Origin of the sequence: Sulfurimonas lithotrophica (assembly GCF_009258225.1) — a bacterium.
GTDB classification, from domain to species: domain Bacteria; phylum Campylobacterota; class Campylobacteria; order Campylobacterales; family Sulfurimonadaceae; genus Sulfurimonas; species Sulfurimonas lithotrophica.
Map to the genome: position 1 here is coordinate 1,342,001 of NZ_CP043617.1, position 20,951 is coordinate 1,362,951.

At 33.7% G+C, this 20,951-nt stretch carries 24 protein-coding genes; 11 read left to right on the forward strand and 13 right to left on the reverse strand.

Going from position 1 to position 20,951, the window contains the following annotated elements:
- Window positions 1–23: 23 nt before the first annotated feature.
- The 4 genes from FJR48_RS06705 to FJR48_RS06720 all read left to right on the forward strand — a co-directional run bounded on the left by FJR48_RS06705 (window position 24) and on the right by FJR48_RS06720 (window position 4,321).
- Window positions 24–245, forward strand: a complete 222-nt coding sequence (locus FJR48_RS06705; protein ID WP_152307375.1) for a hypothetical protein — start codon at window positions 24–26, stop codon at window positions 243–245.
- A gap of 64 nt (window positions 246–309) precedes the next feature.
- The gene (gene metE / locus FJR48_RS06710; protein WP_152307376.1) at window positions 310–2,589 is read left to right on the forward strand and encodes a 5-methyltetrahydropteroyltriglutamate--homocysteine S-methyltransferase; all 2,280 of its coding nucleotides are present in this window, start codon (window positions 310–312) and stop codon (window positions 2,587–2,589) included.
- Window positions 2,590–2,659: 70 nt separating this feature from the next.
- Window positions 2,660–3,553, forward strand: a complete 894-nt coding sequence (dapA, locus tag FJR48_RS06715; protein WP_152307377.1) for a 4-hydroxy-tetrahydrodipicolinate synthase — start codon at window positions 2,660–2,662, stop codon at window positions 3,551–3,553.
- Window positions 3,554–4,321 (forward strand): enoyl-ACP reductase, encoded by a 768-nt coding sequence (locus FJR48_RS06720; protein ID WP_152307378.1) that lies wholly within the window; start codon window positions 3,554–3,556, stop codon window positions 4,319–4,321.
- Window positions 4,322–4,334: 13 nt separating this feature from the next.
- Here the strand turns inward: FJR48_RS06720 and FJR48_RS12175 are convergent, their stop codons facing one another.
- Window positions 4,335–4,484, reverse strand: a complete 150-nt coding sequence (locus FJR48_RS12175) for a putative periplasmic lipoprotein (RefSeq protein WP_188108556.1) — start codon at window positions 4,482–4,484, stop codon at window positions 4,335–4,337.
- A 104-nt stretch (window positions 4,485–4,588) separates the two neighbouring features.
- Between FJR48_RS12175 and FJR48_RS06725 the strand changes: the two genes are divergently transcribed.
- The 4 genes from FJR48_RS06725 to FJR48_RS06740 all read left to right on the forward strand — a co-directional run bounded on the left by FJR48_RS06725 (window position 4,589) and on the right by FJR48_RS06740 (window position 7,301).
- Window positions 4,589–4,909 (forward strand): MTH1187 family thiamine-binding protein, encoded by a 321-nt coding sequence (locus FJR48_RS06725; RefSeq protein WP_152307379.1) that lies wholly within the window; start codon window positions 4,589–4,591, stop codon window positions 4,907–4,909.
- A 91-nt stretch (window positions 4,910–5,000) separates the two neighbouring features.
- Window positions 5,001–5,561, forward strand: coding sequence for a CDP-diacylglycerol--glycerol-3-phosphate 3-phosphatidyltransferase (gene pgsA, locus FJR48_RS06730; RefSeq protein WP_152307380.1), 561 nt, complete (start codon window positions 5,001–5,003; stop codon window positions 5,559–5,561).
- Window positions 5,561–6,613 carry an RIP metalloprotease RseP gene (gene rseP, locus FJR48_RS06735; protein ID WP_152307381.1) on the forward strand — a complete coding sequence of 351 codons (1,053 nt, stop codon included), beginning with the start codon at window positions 5,561–5,563 and terminating at the stop codon, window positions 6,611–6,613. The genes pgsA and rseP overlap by 1 nt, the downstream gene beginning before the upstream one ends.
- 13 nt (window positions 6,614–6,626) lie before the next feature.
- The gene (locus FJR48_RS06740) at window positions 6,627–7,301 is read left to right on the forward strand and encodes a YggS family pyridoxal phosphate-dependent enzyme (protein ID WP_152307382.1); all 675 of its coding nucleotides are present in this window, start codon (window positions 6,627–6,629) and stop codon (window positions 7,299–7,301) included.
- Between the two features lie 32 nt (window positions 7,302–7,333).
- Here FJR48_RS06740 and FJR48_RS06745 read toward each other — a convergent pair whose 3' ends face one another.
- Window positions 7,334–7,723, reverse strand: a complete 390-nt coding sequence (locus FJR48_RS06745) for a cytochrome C (RefSeq protein WP_152307383.1) — start codon at window positions 7,721–7,723, stop codon at window positions 7,334–7,336.
- Between the two features lie 91 nt (window positions 7,724–7,814).
- Window positions 7,815–8,477 (reverse strand): tRNA-uridine aminocarboxypropyltransferase, encoded by a 663-nt coding sequence (locus FJR48_RS06750; RefSeq protein ID WP_152307384.1) that lies wholly within the window; start codon window positions 8,475–8,477, stop codon window positions 7,815–7,817.
- An 84-nt stretch (window positions 8,478–8,561) separates the two neighbouring features.
- Between FJR48_RS06750 and FJR48_RS06755 the strand changes: the two genes are divergently transcribed.
- The gene (locus FJR48_RS06755; protein ID WP_152307385.1) at window positions 8,562–9,602 is read left to right on the forward strand and encodes a peptidase M42; all 1,041 of its coding nucleotides are present in this window, start codon (window positions 8,562–8,564) and stop codon (window positions 9,600–9,602) included.
- The gene (locus FJR48_RS06760; protein WP_152307386.1) at window positions 9,592–10,839 is read left to right on the forward strand and encodes a BaiN/RdsA family NAD(P)/FAD-dependent oxidoreductase; all 1,248 of its coding nucleotides are present in this window, start codon (window positions 9,592–9,594) and stop codon (window positions 10,837–10,839) included. The genes FJR48_RS06755 and FJR48_RS06760 overlap by 11 nt, the downstream gene beginning before the upstream one ends.
- On the opposite strand, the gene FJR48_RS06765 is transcribed toward FJR48_RS06760, so the two are convergent.
- The 10 genes from FJR48_RS06765 to FJR48_RS06810 are packed head-to-tail and all read right to left on the reverse strand — an operon-like array spanning window position 10,836 to window position 20,538.
- A complete protein-coding gene (locus FJR48_RS06765; protein ID WP_152307387.1) occupies window positions 10,836–12,272 on the reverse strand; it encodes a sensor domain-containing diguanylate cyclase in 1,437 nt (478 codons plus the stop codon). The genes FJR48_RS06760 and FJR48_RS06765 overlap by 4 nt on opposite strands.
- 11 nt (window positions 12,273–12,283) lie before the next feature.
- Complete coding sequence (locus FJR48_RS06770) at window positions 12,284–12,823, reverse strand: thiamine phosphate synthase (RefSeq protein WP_241856026.1); 540 nt, start codon at window positions 12,821–12,823, stop codon at window positions 12,284–12,286.
- An 11-nt stretch (window positions 12,824–12,834) separates the two neighbouring features.
- On the reverse strand, window positions 12,835–15,570 hold the full coding sequence (gene polA / locus FJR48_RS06775; protein ID WP_152307389.1) for a DNA polymerase I: 2,736 nt from the start codon (window positions 15,568–15,570) through the stop codon (window positions 12,835–12,837).
- Window positions 15,571–16,380, reverse strand: a complete 810-nt coding sequence (locus FJR48_RS06780) for an HDOD domain-containing protein (RefSeq protein ID WP_152307390.1) — start codon at window positions 16,378–16,380, stop codon at window positions 15,571–15,573.
- A gap of 11 nt (window positions 16,381–16,391) precedes the next feature.
- Window positions 16,392–17,099 (reverse strand): sulfite exporter TauE/SafE family protein, encoded by a 708-nt coding sequence (locus tag FJR48_RS06785; RefSeq protein ID WP_152307391.1) that lies wholly within the window; start codon window positions 17,097–17,099, stop codon window positions 16,392–16,394.
- A 1-nt stretch (window position 17,100) separates the two neighbouring features.
- The gene (locus tag FJR48_RS06790) at window positions 17,101–17,598 is read right to left on the reverse strand and encodes a hypothetical protein (RefSeq protein WP_152307392.1); all 498 of its coding nucleotides are present in this window, start codon (window positions 17,596–17,598) and stop codon (window positions 17,101–17,103) included.
- Window positions 17,595–18,068 (reverse strand): HD domain-containing protein, encoded by a 474-nt coding sequence (locus FJR48_RS06795; protein ID WP_152307393.1) that lies wholly within the window; start codon window positions 18,066–18,068, stop codon window positions 17,595–17,597. The genes FJR48_RS06790 and FJR48_RS06795 overlap by 4 nt, the downstream gene beginning before the upstream one ends.
- Before the next feature lie 54 nt (window positions 18,069–18,122).
- Window positions 18,123–18,965 (reverse strand): tyrosine-type recombinase/integrase, encoded by an 843-nt coding sequence (locus tag FJR48_RS06800; RefSeq protein ID WP_152307394.1) that lies wholly within the window; start codon window positions 18,963–18,965, stop codon window positions 18,123–18,125.
- Entirely contained in the window at window positions 18,943–19,938 is a 996-nt protein-coding gene (locus FJR48_RS06805; protein ID WP_152307395.1) for a hypothetical protein, read from the reverse strand. The genes FJR48_RS06800 and FJR48_RS06805 overlap by 23 nt, the downstream gene beginning before the upstream one ends.
- A 3-nt stretch (window positions 19,939–19,941) precedes the next feature.
- A complete protein-coding gene (locus FJR48_RS06810) occupies window positions 19,942–20,538 on the reverse strand; it encodes a hypothetical protein (RefSeq protein WP_152307396.1) in 597 nt (198 codons plus the stop codon).
- A gap of 119 nt (window positions 20,539–20,657) precedes the next feature.
- On the opposite strand from FJR48_RS06810, the gene gatC reads away from it, so the two are divergent.
- On the forward strand, window positions 20,658–20,948 hold the full coding sequence (gatC, locus tag FJR48_RS06815) for an Asp-tRNA(Asn)/Glu-tRNA(Gln) amidotransferase subunit GatC (protein ID WP_152307397.1): 291 nt from the start codon (window positions 20,658–20,660) through the stop codon (window positions 20,946–20,948).
- Window positions 20,949–20,951 lie beyond the last annotated feature (3 nt).

A 20,951-nucleotide genomic window follows, 5' to 3' on the forward strand; every position in this document is an offset into this window, starting at 1 on the left:
TAGAAAAATTTTGGAGTAGTTAAATGAAGTCGCCAAATGGTTTTGGAAAAAACTATTTTACCTTTGCATCCTTTTTAACTTTTAGTATTCAAACTGCTTTAGTAAACTCTAAACCTTGCCATTGTGACTGCTTTTTCAAACTTAAAACAAAAATAGCACTCCTTATAAATATATTTATCCCAAGATGCCCATACTATACAACCTACTTTGCATTTAGACGCACAGGCGTGCATCCACCGCTTTAATATCCTTACAAACAAAACAAATCATTACAAAACTTAAAAAAAATATATGCAAAAAGGATATTTAATGCAAAAAAATTACATACTAGGATTCCCACGTATAGGTGAACAAAGAGAATTAAAAGCAATATTGGAGAGCTTTTGGTCAGGCAAAACAAACTTTAAAGAGGTTAAAAAAATAGCAAGTGAATTAAAAAAACGTCACTGGTTATATCAAAAAGAGGCAGGTATTGATTATATAAGTTCAAACGACTTCAGTTTATACGACAATATGCTAGATACTGCCATTATGTTTGGAGCTATCCCAAAAAGATTTCAGCATCTAAACGGCGAACAGAGATACTTCGCTATGGCTAGAGGAGATAAAGACTCGGTAGCTATGGAGATGACAAAATGGTTTAACACAAACTACCACTACATAGTACCTGAGCTGAGCCTAGATGATGAATACAAACTTGATGCCACAAAAATCGTAGATGAGTACAATGAAGCAAAAGAGTTAGGTATAAAAACAAAGGTAAACATCATAGGTCCAATAACTTTCGTGGGTCTCTCAAAAAGAGTTGATTCTAAAGACACATTTGAGCTTTACCACAAGATACTGCCTCTTTATGAACAACTACTTAAAGAAATCTCCAATTTAGATGATGAGATTGTAGTTCAAATAGATGAGCCGTTTTTTGTAAAAGACAACGACACAAAAGTACTAAGCCTTATTAAACCGACATATGATCTTTTGGCAAATGTGTCCCAAAATATAAAGATAATCGTTAGTACATATTTTGAGCACTCAAATGAGGCTACTAATATACTCATAAACACTCCTATCTGGGCACTTGGACTAGACTTTATCCATGGAGACGGCAATTTAGATTCACTTGAAAAAATATCTAATAGTTCTAAAATATTAATAGCAGGTATAGTAGATGGAAGAAATATCTGGAAAAATAATATTGATAAAACTTTAGATTTATTAGAGCATATTGGAAGATATGTAGATAATGAGCAGATAATTATATCTTCATCATGTTCGCTTTTACATGTTCCGTTTAGCTTGAAGTATGAGCAAAATATGGATAGTGAACTAAAAAACTGGTTAAGTTATGCAGTTGAAAAACTTGATGAAATTTCACTTATATCAAAGCTGTTTTTTGAAGGAAAAGATGCATTAAGTGAAGAAGAAAAAAAACTATTAGAAAATAATACAGAGGCAAATAACTCACGTAAAAATTCAAAACTTGTACATGATAAAGAAGTAGCCCTAAGAGTAGAGAATCTTTCTAAACTTGAACGTGACGGAGCATATGAAGATAGAATAAAACTGCAAAAAGAACTTTTAGCTTATGATGACTTAACAACTACAACAATCGGTTCTTTTCCACAAACTCCACAAATTAGAGAGGCAAGACGCGACTTTAAAAAAGGCACTTTAACTAAAGAACTTTACGAGAAAAAGATGAAAGATTATATCGATGAATGTGTAAAAGTTCAAGAAGATTGCGGTATAGACGTACTTGTACACGGCGAGCCTGAGAGAAACGACATGGTCGAATACTTTGGTGAACAGCTAAAAGGTTATGGATTTAGCGAAAACGGTTGGGTACAAAGTTATGGAAGCAGATGTGTAAAACCACCCTTTATATATGGAGATATATCACGTCCGAAACCAATGACGGTAGAGTGGATAACATATGCACAAAGTAAAACGAACAAAATAATGAAAGGGATGTTAACAGGTCCCGTAACTATACTAAATTGGTCGTTTGTGCGTGACGACAAGACACGAGATGAAGTTTCAAAACAGATAGCACTTGCTATCAGCGATGAGATAGATGATTTGCAAAATGCAGGGATTAAGATTATCCAAGTTGATGAAGCTGCGTTTAAAGAGGGATATCCGCTTAGAAAAGAGAAAATAAAACTCTATGAAGATTGGGCAGTTAGAGATTTTAAAATATCCGTTAGCAGTGCAAAACAAGAGACACAAATACATACACATATGTGCTACAGTGAGTTTAACGACATAATAAAAACAATAGAAGCTATGGATGCAGATGTAATCTCTATAGAAACCGCAAGAAGCGGTAATGAGCTTCTAAAGATATTTAAAGAGGTCGGTTACAAACAAGAGGTAGGTCCGGGTGTATATGATATCCACTCGCCTAGAATACCAAGCGTGGAGGAGATAGTAAAACAAATAGAACTTCTTTTAGAGGTACTTCCTAAAGAGCAGTTATGGATAAACCCGGATTGTGGTCTAAAAACAAGAAAATACGAAGAGGTTATACCAAGTTTAAAAAATATGGTTGAAGCAGTAAAAATCATTAAAAGCAATCAGAAGCTTTAGTTTTTCCTTGCTTTAAATCTTTTTTGATATAATTGCCCTTAATTTAAATATATGAGATTAAGGGTATTTTATGGATATTGTAACCGGTTCAAGCACTGCACTGATAACTCCGTTTAGAAACGGCGAGTTAGACGAGCAGTCTTTTGCAAAACTAATACAAAGACAGATAGATAACGGCATAGATGCAGTTTGTCCAGTTGGAACTACTGGTGAGAGTGCTACACTAACTTCAGATGAAGACATCAGATGTATGGAGATAGCTGTAGAAGTTTGTAAAGGTACAAACACTAAAGTTCTTGCAGGTGCAGGAAGCAACTCGACAAATGAAGCTATCAACACTGCTAAACGCGCACTTGAATGTGGCGTAGATGCTATATTTTCCGTAAGTCCATATTACAACAAACCTTCTCAAGAGGGTCTATATCAACACTATAAAACTATTGCAGACTCAGTTCCTGAACTTCCGTTTATGCTTTACAACGTACCTGGTCGTACAGGAGTTGACATAACTGCCGATACGGTTGAGAGACTTTACAACGACTGTAAAAATATTTTTGGTATAAAAGAAGCTACTGGAAGTTTAGAGCGTACAGTTGAGCTGTTAAGCCGTATGCCAGAGTTAAAGGTATTCTCTGGTGACGATGCAATTGATTATCCTATTCTTGCAAACGGTGGAGCGGGAATCACTTCTGTTACATCAAACTTGATGCCGGACTTAAAAAGTGAACTTGTTAAACGTGCATTAGAGGGTGATTTTGCAGGTGCAAAAGAGATAAATGACAAACTATACCCACTTAACAAAATCATGTTTTGTGAATCAAACCCTATCCCTATTAAAGCGGCTATGTATATAGCAGGTTTGATTGAGACTTTAGAGTATAGACTTCCATTAACGCCTCCAAGTGCTGCTAATATGAAATCTATAGAAGAAGTTATGAAAAATTACGACATTAAAGGACTGTAAGTGAAAGATAAAGTATTATTTGTAAGTGGTGGAACTCGTGGAATCGGTAAAGCTATCGTTTATGCATTTGCCGAGCGTGGATGTAATGTAGCATTTACTTATGCATCCAGTGCAGATTCAGCAAACGAGATTATCGCAGATGTTGAAGCAAAGTACGGGGTAAAAGCACGTGCATATAAACTAGACATTTTAGAGCCAAATACATACAAAGACGTATATAAAGAGTTCGATGAGGACTTTGATAGACTAGACTTCTTTATATCTAACGCTATTATCTCAGGTCGCGCGGTTGTAGGTGGTTTTGCTCCGTTTATGAGACTAAAACCAAAAGGTCTTGGAAATATCTGGACTGCGACTGTTGAAGCTTTCGTAGTTGGTGCTCAGGAAGCGGCACGTAGAATGGAAAAAACTGGAGGCGGAAGCATCATCTCTATGAGTTCAACCGGTAACTTGGTATATACTCCAAACTACGCTGGTCACGGTACTAACAAAGCGGCAGTTGAGACAATGGTAAAATACGCAGCGGCTGAGCTTGGCGATATGAACATCCGTGTAAATGCGGTAAGCGGTGGTCCAATCGATACGGATGCACTTAAAGCATTCCCTAACTATGAGGAAGTAAAAGCTGAAGTTGTTAATCGTTCACCGCTTAACCGTATGGGTGAAGCTGAAGATTTAACAGGAGCTTGTTTATTCTTATGCCAAAACGATGCTTCTTGGCTAACCGGTCAGACTATCGTTGTTGACGGCGGGACTTCTTTTCAATAAGAAGTCTGTCACCCTACTCTTTATCTAACTTATTATGTGCTTTTTCGGCAGCTATATTTGCTCTGTCATAATATGGCTCAACAGGTTGCTTTTTAGAAGAACATCCCACAAAAGTTAAACTAAGTAAAAACACTGAAATAAGACTCAAAAATATTTTTTTCATATTTTCTCCTTTTATATATTTTACATAATATGAACTTAATATTATAAGTCATTGTAAATAATTCGATATAATCGCATTTATATATTAATAAATATAGGATTTTTATGAGTGTTTTATTAGAATTTAGTATGTTCCCTACTTCAGATGATTGTCGTGACGGTTCATCCGTATCAAAACAAGTCAGTAAAATTATAGATGCTATCGATAAAAGCGGCATAAGTTATCAACTTACACCGATGGGTACCGTTATTGAAACAGAAACTATGCGTGAGGCTTTAGATATTATAGAACTTGCATATGAGCAGCTTGATTGCGATAGAATATATTCAGCTTTAAAATTTGATATAAGAAAAAACTCTAAAAACAGACTCAAAAGTAAAATAAAATCTGTTGAAAAAACACTTAAAAGAGAAATAAATACATAAAAGGGATTTTATATGACAAACAATTTGTTTGAAAAACTAGAAGATATAATATATAAAAGTGATTTAAAGCTTTTTAAATCAAAGGGTATTTTTGTTTAACTTACCAAATTTACTAGCTTTTGGCAGAATCCTTTTAGCACCGCTTCTTTTTTGGGTTATTTTAAATCCTGAAGCTTTTACGAGCAATAACTTTCATATAACATGGAACTACTACTTTGCGGCACTTATTTTTGTACTTGCATCCGTTACCGATTTTTTTGACGGTTATATCGCTAGGGAATGGGATCAGATGACACTTCTTGGCGGAATAATCGACCCTCTTGCGGATAAGATGCTAACACTTGCAGGTTTTTTAGGTCTTATGATGGTTGGAGAGGCTTCGGCATGGGCTATTTATATCATAATTGTTCGTGAGCTTTTTATTACGGGTGTCCGAACTGTTGCCGTTAGTGAAGGGCTTGACGTAAAAGCCAGTTTTGCCGGAAAAGTAAAAACCGTTGCTCAGATGTTTGCAATAGGCTTCTTGATAATGCACTGGGAAGGCGGAGCCGAGCTTTTATGGTTTGCAACATTTTTAACTGTTTACTCGGGACTGGAATATCTGTACGGCTTTAGAAAAGCACTTTTAAAAGATGAATTGGAGCAGTTTTAATGAGTTGGTTAGTTTCACTTCTTGTACTCTCGGCACTTATATTTTTTCATGAGCTTGGACACTACTTTGCTGCAAGACTTATGGGTGTATATGTAGAGGTTTTTAGTATAGGTTTTGGTAAAAAAGTGCTGAGTTTTAAAAAATGGGGAACTGAGTGGGCTATCGCTACCATACCTTTAGGCGGGTATGTAAAAATGAAAGGTCAAGACGACGCAGATCCCACTAAAAAAAGTTTTGATGAAGACAGTTACAACTCAAAAACACCGCTTCAAAGAATGTTCATACTTTTTGCAGGTCCTCTTGCCAACTTTATTCTGGCATATTTTCTTTACTTTTTCATAGCACTCGGCGGTCCTCAAATCTTATCTCCTGTTATCGGTACAGTGGTTGAAAATTCACCTGCTTTTACTGCAGGACTTAAAACAAACGATGTTGTTAAAGAGATAAACGGTGTTGAAATAAATACGTGGAAAGAGATGGCTAAAATCATTGAAAATTCTGAGGGTTCATTAAGTCTTAAAATTGAACGCGACGGATTTTTAGAGTTTAAAACTTTAACACCTAAAATAACCGAAACCGAAAATATGTTCAAAGAAAAGGTTCAAAAAAAGATGATAGGTATAGGGAGTGCGGGAGTATCGCATAAACTTGAACTATCTTTGAATGAGACCTTGTCTTATGCAACTGAGCAGACTGTATTTGCATCTACTATGATATTCACGGGACTTCAAAAGCTTATAACGGGAGATGTACCTGCAAAAGAACTTGGAGGGGTTATAAGCATCGTTAAACTTACCTCAGATGCTACCGATGCGGGATGGATGAGTGTGCTGTTTTTTGCGGCACTTATCTCTGTGAACTTGGGTGTTTTAAATCTGCTTCCTATCCCTGCACTTGACGGCGGACATATAATGTTTAACTTTTATGAGATGATAACTAAACACACGCCGAGTGAAGCTGTACTTGTTAAACTTACTATTGCAGGATGGGTTGTGCTGTTTGGGCTTATGGGACTTGGACTATTTAACGATATTAATAGGTTGATGGGCTAAAAAGGAGAAATAGGTGAACGAAGTTGAATATAAAATATATATAGATGATGTAATCAGACGTGTTGAGAGTGCAAGAATCAAAGTAAATGCTCATCATATAGTTAAAATAGTAGCTATCAGTAAATACTCGGATGTACAAGAGATAAAAAATCTTTATAACATCGGACAGCGTGCTTTTGGAGAAAATAAAGTTCAAGATTTAAAAGCAAAGTCAAATGAACTAGAAGATTTACCATTGGAATGGCATTTTGTAGGTAATCTTCAAAAAAATAAAATAAATAATCTTCTAGATTTAAAACCATCTCTGTTTCATGGACTTGATTCGCTTGATATTGCACAAGAAATTCAAAAAAAATGTGAAGCAAAAAATACAACTCTAAATGCCTTATTACAGATAAACTCTGCAAAAGAGGAATCTAAACACGGTGTAATGCCCGAAGATGCTTTAGAAGTATATGAGCAGATTCAAAAAAAGTGTCCAAATATAAAGCTAAAAGGCGTGATGAGCATCGGAGCTCACAGCGATGATAAAGCTTTAGTTCGTAAAAGTTTTGAGACTACACACGAAATCTATAAAAAATGTAAAGATGCTACAATCTGTTCTATGGGAATGAGCGGGGATTTTGAGCTGGCTATAGAGTGCGGATCGAATATGGTTAGACTAGGAAGTATAATGTTCAACAAATAATTTCACATAAGTGAAATTATTAAGAATAGGTCTTACCAACCTCTAATAGTTCTGTGACAAGCAATACAGTTACTTGTAACTTGACCATAATATTTTGTCGATTCAGTATAATCTTGAGCTTTTACGGCTTTTTTAAATTTTTCTAAGTTTTCTGCTAAATTTTCATTGATATTTTTAGTCACCTGAACTTTGTTATTGTTTTCAATAAATGTCGTAACATCAACCTTACTAAAGATTGCATTAGCATTTTCTAAAACTTTTATTCCGTTTTCAACATCCATTCTATTTGAATATGCAAATCCATGTTGTATCTGAGCCATCCCTTGAGTCATTAAACTCATAGTTGCTTTAATAGTTTTTTCATCTGCACTTGCAAATGTCACAATAGAACTTACAGCTAATGTTAAAAGTACTTTTTTCATATATATACTCCATTTATAAGATAATTTGATTTGACAATTTGTCATACCTTGTCATTATCTTACAGCTTTATTTATTAAATATAAATAAATATTATTTAAGATTTCTACTTTTAGGTTTATATCTAACTGAGTTACTAAGTGGATTTTTTATGAGTTCTTGTTGATATTTTATCATTTCAAAAAAAGGATTTAAAAAATTATCTAAATATTTATTATCAATTTTTTCAACTCCCCATCCGTTTAAGAGCTCTATGACATGGTGTGTTGATTCTATAGTGGAGAGATAATTTGATTCAGGTTGGACCTTAATCTGATACTGCGATGTTTTGTTTGTAGTAAAACTAAGATGCCCTAAATCTTTTAAGTTCTTGCTTTTCTCAAATATTTGTTTGGCACAACTCCATGTCGCGTCTATAATAAATATAGCCATATCTTTTTTAGATTCAACTAAAGGGTTATTTACACTTATGTCTATAGCATCTACACTCGGATAGAGTATAAAACTTTCATATTTGTTTATAATCTCGTTTATGCGTTTATGTTTATTAAAATCTATACCTATAAACAACTCCGAGTTTTGAAGCGTCAAATGAGTAAAGAAACCTGTGTTGTTTTTTACTTTTTTAAACTCTTTTGGATGCATTAGTATTACAAATTTCGTATTTGTATCAAATGCTTGTATATATCCGCACATACATGAACTTTTTGGTCTGTAGCACTTGTAACATTTTTCTCTATCACCGTATATGGTCATATATAAATCAACTTTTATTTTGAATATTTTGCAAAATTATATTTAAAAAAGCCATATCTAGAGATTAATTGGTTAAAATTTCAAATGGAACAATTTTACGATATTATTAAACAGCTTATCCGCATACCGAGTGTTGTCGGAGCTGAGCATCCTTTCTTTTTGTTTATCAAACGCGAACTTGAAGAGATAGGGGTTAGTGTTGAATATTACGACGGTGTTTTGGTAGCAAAAGGTGATAAACCGGGGAGCGGTTATCTCTCTTCACACGTAGATAGACACGGTCTTATCTGTACAGGTCATAATGAATTTCAATATGCTGCATATATAGCCAAAAACAGGGCTGACCTTACAGGTACATCAAATTCTGAACAGATACTGCACAACTTTACGATGCGATTTGTAGATGAGAAAGTTCAAGCGTATGAGCCTTGGTCTGGAACATATCTTGGAATGGGAATTATAAAAGAAGCTTTTTTATGTACCAGACGCAACAATATTATCTTTAAAGTAGATGGTTTTGAGTATCTTTTTCCCGGTACGCCGATAGCATTTATGGATAAACTTGTTTTTCAAGACGATCTCATATCTGCACAGCTTGATAATGTAATATCGGTAGCAATAATCATATATATGTACCATAAAGGTTATAAAGGTACGGCTTTTTTTACGGCTTCTGAAGAGGCGGGAAAGAGCTGGAGGTTTTTATTGGAGTATTTTAGACGATTTGCTATATCCACAAACGAACTTCTTGTTTTGGATACAAGTCCATATTCTTCTTTGGAGGATATACAAAATCTTGACGTTATTTTAAGACATAGGGATCAAAATGCAGCTTTTAAATCACCGCTTAAAAATACTATCAAAAAAATAGCGATTGACAACAATATAAAGTATCATTTTAAAGATGCATATCTAAAAAATATTATGAAACAAACGGGAATAAAAGGCTCACTCGGAACTACGGAACTCGGTCGTATAATTCAAGCGACAAAAGGCGAGATTCAAGGAACTACACTTCAAATCCCGACTATAGGTTACCATACGGTTAATGAAACCTGCTATACAAAATCGGTTGAGAGTATGATAACCATTTTAAGCAAGTTGTATTTAGAAGATGCCAAATAAAAATATACGATATGATGTTATTGTTATAGGAGCCGGAGCTGCAGGAATGATTGCGGCAATAACGGCTGCAAAAGACGGCAAAAAAGTACTTTTACTTGAAAAACTACCGCAAATCGGAGCAAAACTAAAAGCTACGGGCGGTGGTAGATGCAACCTTGGAAATACCCTATCCCAAGATGAATTTATGTCAAAATTCGGCAGAGACGGACGTTTTATGCAAGATGCATTAAAAGCATTTTCCAAAGATGATATGCAAGATTTTTTTCGCTCAATAGGCGTTGAAACTCATTCACCTGACGGATTTAGGATTTTTCCGACTTCACACTCATCATCGACTATATTAGATGCCCTGCAAAAAACCATGGATGATCTAAACATAGAGGTTTTAACATCTCAAAGAGTTGAAGAGATACTGGGACACAACGCTGAAATAATCGGGATAAAAACATCTGCATCTACATACAAAAGTAAAAATATCATTTTAGCTACGGGCGGACTTGGTTATCCTATGCTTGGGGCTGAGGGTGATGGTTTTGAATTAACAAAGCCGTTTGGACATTCTACTACAAAGCTTTATCCCGCAATGATGCCGCTGTTTACAAAAGAGACTTGGGTAGAGAACTGCCGTGCAGATACCATAGCCAAAACAACTATGAAAGTAGATATGAAAAAGCATAAAAAACTTGTCGCTTACGGAGATTTGATTTTTACAAAAAAAGGCATACGAGGTCCTGTGGTTTTAGACTTTGCTAGGGAAATAACACCCCTTATAGAAAAATACGGTGAAGTCCCTACTCTAGTGAACCTAACAAAAGGCAAAAATGAAGATGAACTCTTAAAAGAACTTAAAGAAAAACAGAACATAAATACCGATGCTTCTATATTTGAACTTGTTAAAAGCATATTGCCCGAAGCCCTTTCAAAAGAGCTACTAAAACTCTGTGAGATAGATGCAGATAAAAAACTAAAAGATATAGATGGAGTTAAAAAAGAGAAACTTCTAAAAACTCTGGCTTGGACACCGCTTACTATAAACGCACATGATGGTTTTAAAATGGCTATGATAACAAGAGGCGGAATCAAACTCAATGAGATAAATCCAAAAACCATGCAAAGTAAGCTGATAAAAGGGCTTTATTTTTGCGGTGAGGTTATGAATATAGACGGACCTTGTGGAGGTTATAATCTTCAATGGAGTTTTTCAAGCGGATACTTAGCGGGAAAACTCCTAAGCTAAGCATATATTATTTTATCTTTTCCTGTAGATTTAGCCTCGTATAAAGCAGAATCTACTTTTGATATAAACGCATCTATAGATTCGTTATTTTTAAGTTTTCCTATACCGAAACTTGCTGTTACGCTTTTGTTTAGTAGTTTATTTAAAACAGTATCTTCTTTAATTTTAAAACGTATTTTTTCGGCAATATGTTGTGCTTCATCTTCTGATGAATTAATCAATAATATGGAAAACTCTTCCCCTCCCCATCTTGCTACAAAATCACTTTTGCGAAGTGATTCTTTTAAAATTTCAGCAAATCTAATAAGAACTTTATCACCCGTCAAATGACCAAAAGAATCATTAACTTGTTTAAAATTATCTATATCTAAAATAACAAGCGTCAATGATTCGATATTACCTCTGTAAAAGTTTTCAAACATCGCTTCTATATCATCATTAAACTTTCTTCTGTTGTCAAGTCCGGTCAAGGCATCTTCATGGGCTATTTTTTCGAGTCTATTTTGATATATATTTATAAAATGGATAATTATAAGTATAGTTAAAAGTGTTACAACTATAGATATCAGTAGATTTAGATAAAACATCTCGTTTAAATCATTCATATACTCTTGTTTATTGACTTCAACAAACAGGTATAGATGCAACTCTTTTATATATTTTGTCTGCAATAGGTAGTTATTGTCTTTATATGTATATTCGTATTTATTTTGCTTATTTTCTTTTATACTGCTTTGTAGTTTATTAAGTTCTTCTATAGAGGATATATTTCCGCGTTTGTCAAACTCTTTGGTGTGTAATATTATTTCACCCTCTTTATTAACAAAATATACGTCATATTTATATCTTTTTTTAAACGATTCCAGCATTGATTCTATGTTTACAAGTTTTATACCGACACCGGTAACGGCTAAAAGTTTTTCTTTATAATCTTTTACTTTGTAGTTTATAAACATAATAAGTGAGTCGCTAAAATTTTTATTTACATCTAAATTTACTTCATACAGATTTTTTGAATTTATAAATTTAAAGTACCAATCATCAGCTACATTTTTTTCGTTTATAGTATCAATCAAACCTTTTGAATGGTAATAGTTTTTTGTTTTATCAGAAACCAAAAAAGATGTAAATGCACCGTATTTTGCCTGAATCTCTTTTAAATACTTTTGCACGGAACTTATATCTTTCTCCCCGTCTATCAGCCAGTCTCTTAAAAAAGTATCGTTAGCCATGAGCGAAGATACTATTAAAGGTTTAATCATACGATGTTGAACTTCGGTGTATATATTATCAACTGATAAGGGTAACGATATATTTTTTAACTGAGCCTGAGTACTGTCTATATCTTTTTTATAGTTGATTATTGAGCCAATAATAGATACACCCAATAAAAGAGCAGCTATCATCGTAATAATTTTTAATTTTAAATCCATTAAATCCCTTTTTAGTAAAAGTATCTTATAGATGCAAATCCGTATGCACCTGTTTTTTTTACTTCTTGAATCTCTTTTTGAGTTGTTATTCCTCCCAGTGCAAAGACATTTATATCTACACTCTCGACTACATTTTTTAAATCTTTCACACCTTTTGGTTCACCCTTGTTAGGTGTGCTAAAAATCGGACTGTATGTACTAGCATCTGCACCAAGTTCTTGAGCTTTTTTAACCTCATCCAAGGTATGAGTGCTTATTATAACTTCTAAGTTTTTTGACTTTGCATATTTAATTTTATCAAACTGTTCAGATGTCAGATGCACACCTGTCGCTTCAAGCTCATACGCCAAATCTACATCTTGATGTATAAAAGATTTCACATCCATAAACTGACGGCAAACCTCAACAAAATGATGAGCCTGAGTTTCATAGTGTGGATTGTGTTTATCTCTGTACAATACGTGAGTCGGCAGATACTTTTGTATTTGTTCATGCAAAATAGAGCGAAAAACTGCTGGAGTGTCAGTATAAAACTCTCGTGAAGTTATCATGTAAGAGTGCATTACTTTAACTCGCCCCAGTTACTTCCTATATTTACACTTACTTTTAATGGAACGTTTAACTCCATTATCTCTTCCATTATCTCTTTAAACCTGTTTGCTATCTCCTGCGCATGATACTCATCTACTTCAAATATCAATTCATCATGAATTTGAAGCAACATTTTAGCTTCTATATTGCCTTTTTCAATGATATTATGTATTTTATTCATTGAGAGTTTAATCAAATCACTCGCACTCCCTTGAAAAAGCGTGTTTACGCTCTCACGCTCATATGCAGCTTTAAACATAGGTTTTGCATTTTCAAAGTCAAAGTAACGTCTGCGACCAAGAAGCGTCTCAACATATCCGCGCTCTTTTGCACTATCCACGATTGATCGAAAATAACTCTTAACAGATGGAAAACTCTCAAAATATTTATCTATAATCTCTTTTGCTTCTTTTGTAGAAATATCTAACGTTTGAGAGAGTTTTTTCTGTCCCATACCATATAAAAGTCCAAAGTTTACGGTTTTGGCAATAGCCCTTTTTGAGTCGGCTTCATCTTCACCGAAAAGTGCCACGGCTGTTTGGCGGTGGATATCTTTATCGTTTCTAAATGCATCGAGTAAGATTGCATCTTGAGAATAATGTGCAAGAAGTCTAAGTTCTATCTGCGAGTAATCAATTCCTATAAGTTTTTTACCCTCTGAAGCTATGAATGCTTTTCTTACTTCAGCTCCGAGTTTGGTTCTCGTAGGTATATTTTGAAGATTCGGATTTTTTGAGCTTAATCTTCCGGTAGCAGTACCTGTTTGAACAAAAGATGTATGAATTCTGGAATCTTTATTTTCTTTACTTAGTTTTAAAAGAGGCTCTATATAAGTTGAAAATAGCTTATATACTTCACGATATTCCAAAAGCAATGGTATGATAGAGTGTGAATCTATAAGCGAGCTTAAAACCTGCTCGTTTGTTGAGTATCCCGTTTTTGTTTTTTTGCCAACAGGAAGCCCAAGGTGTTCAAATAAAACAACTCCCAGTTGCTGTGTTGAATTTATATTAAATTCGCTTCCTGCCAATTTATGAATTTTAGTAGTTAAATCATATAGAGTTGATTTGACTTTATGTAAAAATATATCTAAAAACTCAGAATCTACTTTTATACCCTCACTCTCCATTTTCATAAGTGTTTTGATAAAAGGAAACTCTATATTTTGCGCCTCATTTATCAGATGCTCGGCATTTTGAAATTTTAACTTTTCTAAAAACAGATTATAAAGTTTAAGCGTGATTAATGCATCTTCTGCTGCATATTCACAAGCAAGCCCTAACTCTACATTTGCAAAAGTCTCACCTTTTTTTACAGTATCTTTAAAAGAAACCATCTCATGTTTTAATAATGCAGACGAGAGTTTATCTAAAGCTAAAGCAGATTCGGGGTTTATTAACCAAGCTAAAATCATACTGTCATATATTTTTGCACCGTTTATATCTAAATCTTTTCCAATGAGTCTTGTAACAAAGTGCAGATCAAACTTTATATTGTGCCCGACTACCCTGCTTTTAAAGATTTTTCTTATTGCATCTTTAGCCGCATCTATATCTATCTGCTCGCCTACGCCAAGATAATAATGTGCAAAAGGTACATAATAAGCCTCGTTTTCATTTACGGCAAAAGAAAATCCGACCAACTTGTCTTTATCATAGTCAAGCCCTGTCGTTTCCGTATCAAAAGCTACAATGGTATTCTCATCAAAAGTATCAAGTATTTTATTTAGCTCATTTGTATCTGTAATAAGAGTAGTTTTAAATTCTAACTTATTATTATGAGTTTCGCTCTTATTGTTTGCTTTTTGTACAGCACTGTTATGTTGTTCTTCTGAAATTTGATTTTTTGCTTTTAAAACTCTGAGTATCGCATTTTGTTCATACTTTATAAGTTCATCGTATATATTTAAAAACGGATTCTCAATATCCATTTTATACTCTTCAAAATCAAAGTCCAATTCATCTAAAACATCATCTCTTAGAGTTACAAGTTCTTTTGACATATACGCATTGTCACGTGATTCTATAAGCTTCTTTTGGTTTGCACCTTTAATAGTAGCCAAGTTCTCATATATACTATCGAGGCTTCCATACTCTTTTAAAAGTTTCTCGGCTCCGACTTTACCGATTCCTTTTACCCCCGGTACGTTATCCGCACTATCTCCAAGTATCGATTGATAGTCTATAAACTGTTTTGGAGTAACACCGTATTTTTCAAAACAGCTATCTTCATCCATAACTTTTTTCTTTATAGCATCTACAACCACTACTTTACCGTCATCTATAAGTTGATAAAGGTCTTTATCGTGTGATACTACACGTACGTTATAACCTTTTTCTTTTGCATGTTTAACTACAGATGCAATCATATCATCCGCTTCAAACCCACTCATTCCAAGAGTTTTATAACCCATTTTGTCTATCCACTCTATTGCAACGGGCAGTTGCATAGACAACTCTTCAGGCGGTGCTTGACGGTTTGCTTTATAGTTTGGGTCTATCTCGTTTCTAAATGTATCGCCTTTAGAATCAACCGCAAAAACAATATAGTCGCTGTCATGGTCTTTTTGCAAATTAGATATAAAGTTTGTAAAACCCGTTAAAAGTCCGGTAGGAAAACCTTCTTTATTTGAGAGGTGTTGAGGAAGTGCGTAAAATGCACGAAAGAAAAATCCGAATGTATCTATAATCGTTACTGTTTTTGCCATCTACATAAGTTCCGATACTAAATCAATTGCCTGTTTAACTTCAGAAATATCAAAACCGCTATTTTCTGCTTTTTTAAGACCAAAATTTATAGCTTGTTCCGATAATGGTTTATTTATAGGGATAATGGTTTTAATAATATTTAAAATATTTGCAGATTCTTTTAGATCATCCGGAGCCGATGAAGGATTGTCGGCATACTTAATAATGTTTATAACTTCCTCGTCAAAATTCCAATGCTCAAATACCAAGGCGGTAACCTCTGCACTTGTCATACTTACGTACGATTTTTCAAGTTGTGCAAGATTATTTGAGCCTTCTACTTCGGACTTAAAGCTAATCGTCTCATCATTTTGAATAATCTCACTCGCAATTATAATTTTTCCAGTTTCTTGTAAAAATACGGGCAAAAATAATTTTTGTGCCTTTGAGCGGTCTATTTTAGAATACCAAGCCGATAAAAAAGCAGCCTGCAGGGATGATATTTCTGCAAACTTATCACTACTTATCCCATATGGTTCCAAATCAACGTTTAAAAGTTTTCTAACAGAGTTACCGATTGCTATGGAGCGTGTCATGCTCATTCCAAAAAGACTTACTGCCTGAGATGCATTTGTTATATCTTTTGAAAACCCATAGAGTGGCGATGAAGCAGCTTTTAATAGATTTGCAACAATCATAGGGTCACCCTCAATAGCCTTAGCCATATCTGCTACGGATGAATTTTCATCCTTATATACCCTATTAATCTCAACTATGGTTTTTGAGAGCGGGGGAAGTGATTTTATACTATCAATTATTGAATCTCTCATCTTAAATCTCCTTAATGACAATCTCTTAAAGTTTTTTGTGGATTTGTTATATAATCATATCCGTTATAAATAGTAAATACTCCATAAAACAATACGGCTATAGATGCTAAAGAAACTAGCATATTTCTAAAGTTCGTAGCTAAATTTAAACTGCTTAGAGTCCCAAGTCCAAACATAGCAGGAATTGTACTTAAACCAAACACGGCCATAACCAAAGCTCCGTATAAAGGGTCTGCCGTACTAGCTGCAGTTATGGCAAAGAAATATACAAAACCACATGGAAGAAGTCCGTTTAACATACCAAGCAGATAAAAGCTCATATTTGATTTTGAATTCATAATCTTAGTAAAACTATTCTTATAAAACTTTGTATCGCTAAATGATTTACCGCCGATGCTAAGAGATTTCATTTTTCCCATTAGTGAAAGACCTGCTACTATCATTGCAACACCCGCTATAATCAAAAGCACTCCGTTGGCAGTATTTGAAAAAACCACTACACCGCCTAAGTATCCAAAAACAGCACCTAATATACTATATGTGGATACACGCCCGAGTGAATATAAAAGATGCGCTATACTTTTTGACACTTTTGTAGATGCAGGGTCTATCTTTATATTTGAATATGCCATAACAATACCGCCGCACATTCCGATGCAGTGACCGAAGGAGCCTAAAAAAGCTATGGAGATTATTGTTAGTAAATTCACACTCTCCATTTTAGTCTTTTCCTTCTAGTTTTTTTCTTATTACAGGATTGTTCATAGTCTCACCGCGAAGCATCTTAAGCTGCATCTCATCAAAATCAATAAAGCCGTCTTTTTTAAATTCATATGCACCAAAACCGTAACCCATAGGAGTTTTATCGTCACGAGAAAAGTAAGCGACTCTGCCGTTTATATATTTTTTCGTATCTAAACTTTTAACCCATATTCTAGCATCTTTGGCAAAAGGTTTGTCTTTTAGCCATTTCGCCATTCCGCCGTGATCGTGAAAAAAGTAGGTATTTCCTTTTGGGGATACTACTTGTGAAACAAAGTTTAAATCATCTATAATCATTCCACAGTCACTGTCTTGGTAGTGTCCTTTTTTTATTTTTAAAGGAAGCTGTTTTGTATTTCCCTCTTTTACGACTACCATCTGATCTGATTTACCTAATGCCAAAAAAACACCTATTATTATAATTATTATGATAAATACTACTAAAATATTTTTCATCTTCTTTTTTTACCCTTACCCAAATCGTCACAAATCAAAAATTCAGCCAAATCATCTTTAAAATCATCATCTAAAGTATTCCAAATATCAATCTTTTTGGCATACCTTTTTAAATCTTCTTTTTTACTCTTTTTTATATCTCGAATTAAATAGTGATAGCGTACCATATTTTTTGTATACTCGCTAATAAAAAACCAATTTTTTATTATTTGATAAGATGTTTCTTCGTGGTCCGTAAAACTATATTCGTTAAATTTCAAGTCTTCTTCATCTTTAACAAATGCCGTAAAAGGTTTTCCGATATCATGCAAAACTGCAGCTGCTATAAACTTGTAATGACCTCTTTTTAGAACATAATAAAGCACACGCATCGTATGGATAAACACACCGTGCTGATGCCACTTGTTTTGAGTAAAAAATAATGATTTTAAAAACGGAACTGAAAAGAAAGAGTTGTATCTGTTATTCATAGTGGAAGTTTACATTAGTTCTACTATTATTAAGCTTATTGAATAAAGCTATTTTTAATACTTAGTTTTTGAAAAAGGATGGCAAACATCTATAGTTTCACTTAGATGCTGTTTTTGTACATGGGTGTAGATTTGTGTCGTTGTTAAAGAGGCATGACCTAGGAGTTCTTGGACTACTCTTAAATCTGCACCGCCCGTTATAAGAGATGTAGCATATGAATGACGAAGAACGTGCGGTGATACGTTTAGATATTTTTGAGTGATTTTAAAAGCAGAAATTCTGCTTAGTTTATCACCCTTATAGTTACACCATAAATAATCCTTCTCATATGGCATCTCGTTTAAATACTTATTTAATGCATCAAGAGCTACTTTTGCTATTGGGACTAAACGTTCCTTATCACCTTTTGCATGACGAACAAGTAACCACTCTCCATCAATGTCCTCTTTTTTTACAGATAAACACTCACTAATCCTAACTCCTGATGCATACAAAAAATATAATAGTGCTGCATCTCTAAGCCCTATCCATGTAGATGTGTCACATAGTTTTATTCCAGCCATTAACTGCTCATACGTTAAAAACTTCGGTAAAAGTTTAGGAATTTTTGCAGATTTCAGTTTTGTTTTTTCAAGAGAAAATTTATTGCTGTAGCAAAAGTCAAAGAATGCATTTACGGAGGAGAGTTTACGGTTAAGTGTTCTTTTATTTGTATATTTTGAGAGTAAATCCAGAAGTTTATTTGAGTCTATATTAATTAAAGGGGCTTCTATTTCAGCCTCTATGGATGATAAATCACCCATATAAGCTGAAATAGATTTTTTATTAAGTGCTCTTGTTACACTTATATATTCTAAAAAGGCTTCTAACTCTTTACTTAACTGAGATGTATTCATCTGCTATATAAAAGCTGTCTCCGTTTACATGGATATAGCCTTCCTCAACATCAACCTCATAAACATCATATGTCAACAAATCTTTTGAGAGTTCAATCAAATAACCCTCTTTTTCAAGTGCATAAATTTTATCTTCTTTTGCAATTAAACCTAAAAAGTGTGCAAAAGGAAACTTAACTTTTGAAATTACGTCAAGATTGGAGTTTAAAGATATAATCTCACCTTGTTTTGTTGTTATATATATTTTATTTTTATCGGTTATTACGTCTCTAATTTCGTATTTTACTCTTACCTCTTTTTGAGAAAACGAAAGTATTTTTGTACCGGTAACTGCTATAAGTTTATCATCAATCACATTGAAATAGATTATATTGTTAAAGTGCTCTTCACTCGATACAATAATGCTTCTGAGCTTTTTCTTTTGCGTAAGACTAACAATAACAACTTTTCCGTCAAGCGTTAAAAATAAAACCAAGTCATTCATAAAATAAGGTTTTACAACTTTTGAGTTTATAATTATAGGTGCATTGCCCTGCTCTTTAAGAAGAAGTTTTTTAGTAGATATAGAATAAATCGCCATCTCGTTATCCGCAAACAAAACAGCCAAGATATCATTTTTTACACTTGCCGTAGCTATAGACTTTTCAAGATTAAAACTTTCAGTCATATTTGCATCCGCAATATATTGTAAGCTTAAGTTTCCATCTAGAGATGCACTTATAATCCAACCGTCACTTTTTGAGATAAAATACTTATCTTCATCTATCTTGATATTGCTTATTTTAGAATCTATAAACACTCTTCTATCTTCTAAAAGTGCTCCATCCATATTTGTTTCAATAATATCTTGTTCGATTGAACCGTAGTTTTGCCAGTCCTCTTTAACTTGCTTTGGTTCATAAACCTCTTTTGTGCTACATCCGCTAAAAATCAATGTTATTAAAGCTATAAAAACAAAAAATATTTTACGCAATTGTTATTTTACCCCGTAGTGAAGTAATGCAGAAACTACTTTATTTAAACTTGAGTTTTGTGAAACTTTTTTTAATTCTTGATGTGCTTTTTCTATATCTTTTTTATTTAAAAGCAATATAGCGTTTTGCACAAGTGCCAAATCTTTATAGATGACATTTTGTTTCATAGAGTATGATGACAATGCAGCTGTATCGGCACTGCTTGAAGCTAACTCGTAAGTCGCCAAATCTGAGATTAAGGTTGTTTTTGATGAGCTTAATTTTTTAAGTGCCTGTGTATCTTTGTTGACCAAAGCTTGAGAATAACTCCATACGTCATAAAGCTCAGGACTTAAAGATTTTAACATCGTTTTTGAATTTGCATCGTTTGGATTTTCAACTAAAGCACTTAAAACTTCATTCGCTTCTTCTACGGTAGCAGATTTGTTTGCATCATATACAATATTTGCCCCGACTGCTATTATTATAAAAGCCACGCCGCCAATCATCAAGTTTTTATACTTTTTAACAAACTTTTCAGTTATTACTGCTTTTTCAAAAAACTTCTCTTCAGAATTCAATTCCTCTTTAACCATATTTATATTTTCTTTTAAACTCAAAAAAAATCCTTGTTATTTATAAATAGTGTGTAATACTACCCTATAATTTGTTAAATATTTATCAAATAAATAACTTTTTTTGGTTACAATAATACAAATTTACATAAATAGGACATTATATGGTAGTAGATGATACTCTTTTAAAAAAGCTTGAAAAACTATCTTATCTAAAGATAGATGAGAGTAAAAGAGATGAAATAAAAGAACAATTATCGGAAATTGTATCTTTTGTAGATAACTTAAGCGAGTTAGATACGGACGGTGTCGATGATAAATTTGCAATGGATGACAGAGCAACTTTTACCAGAGAAGACAAACCTTCATGTGATACTCATATAAATGACGATATATTAAAAAATGCACCTCAAAGTTCAGACCACTTTTTCGTGGTTCCAAAAATCATAGAATAAAAT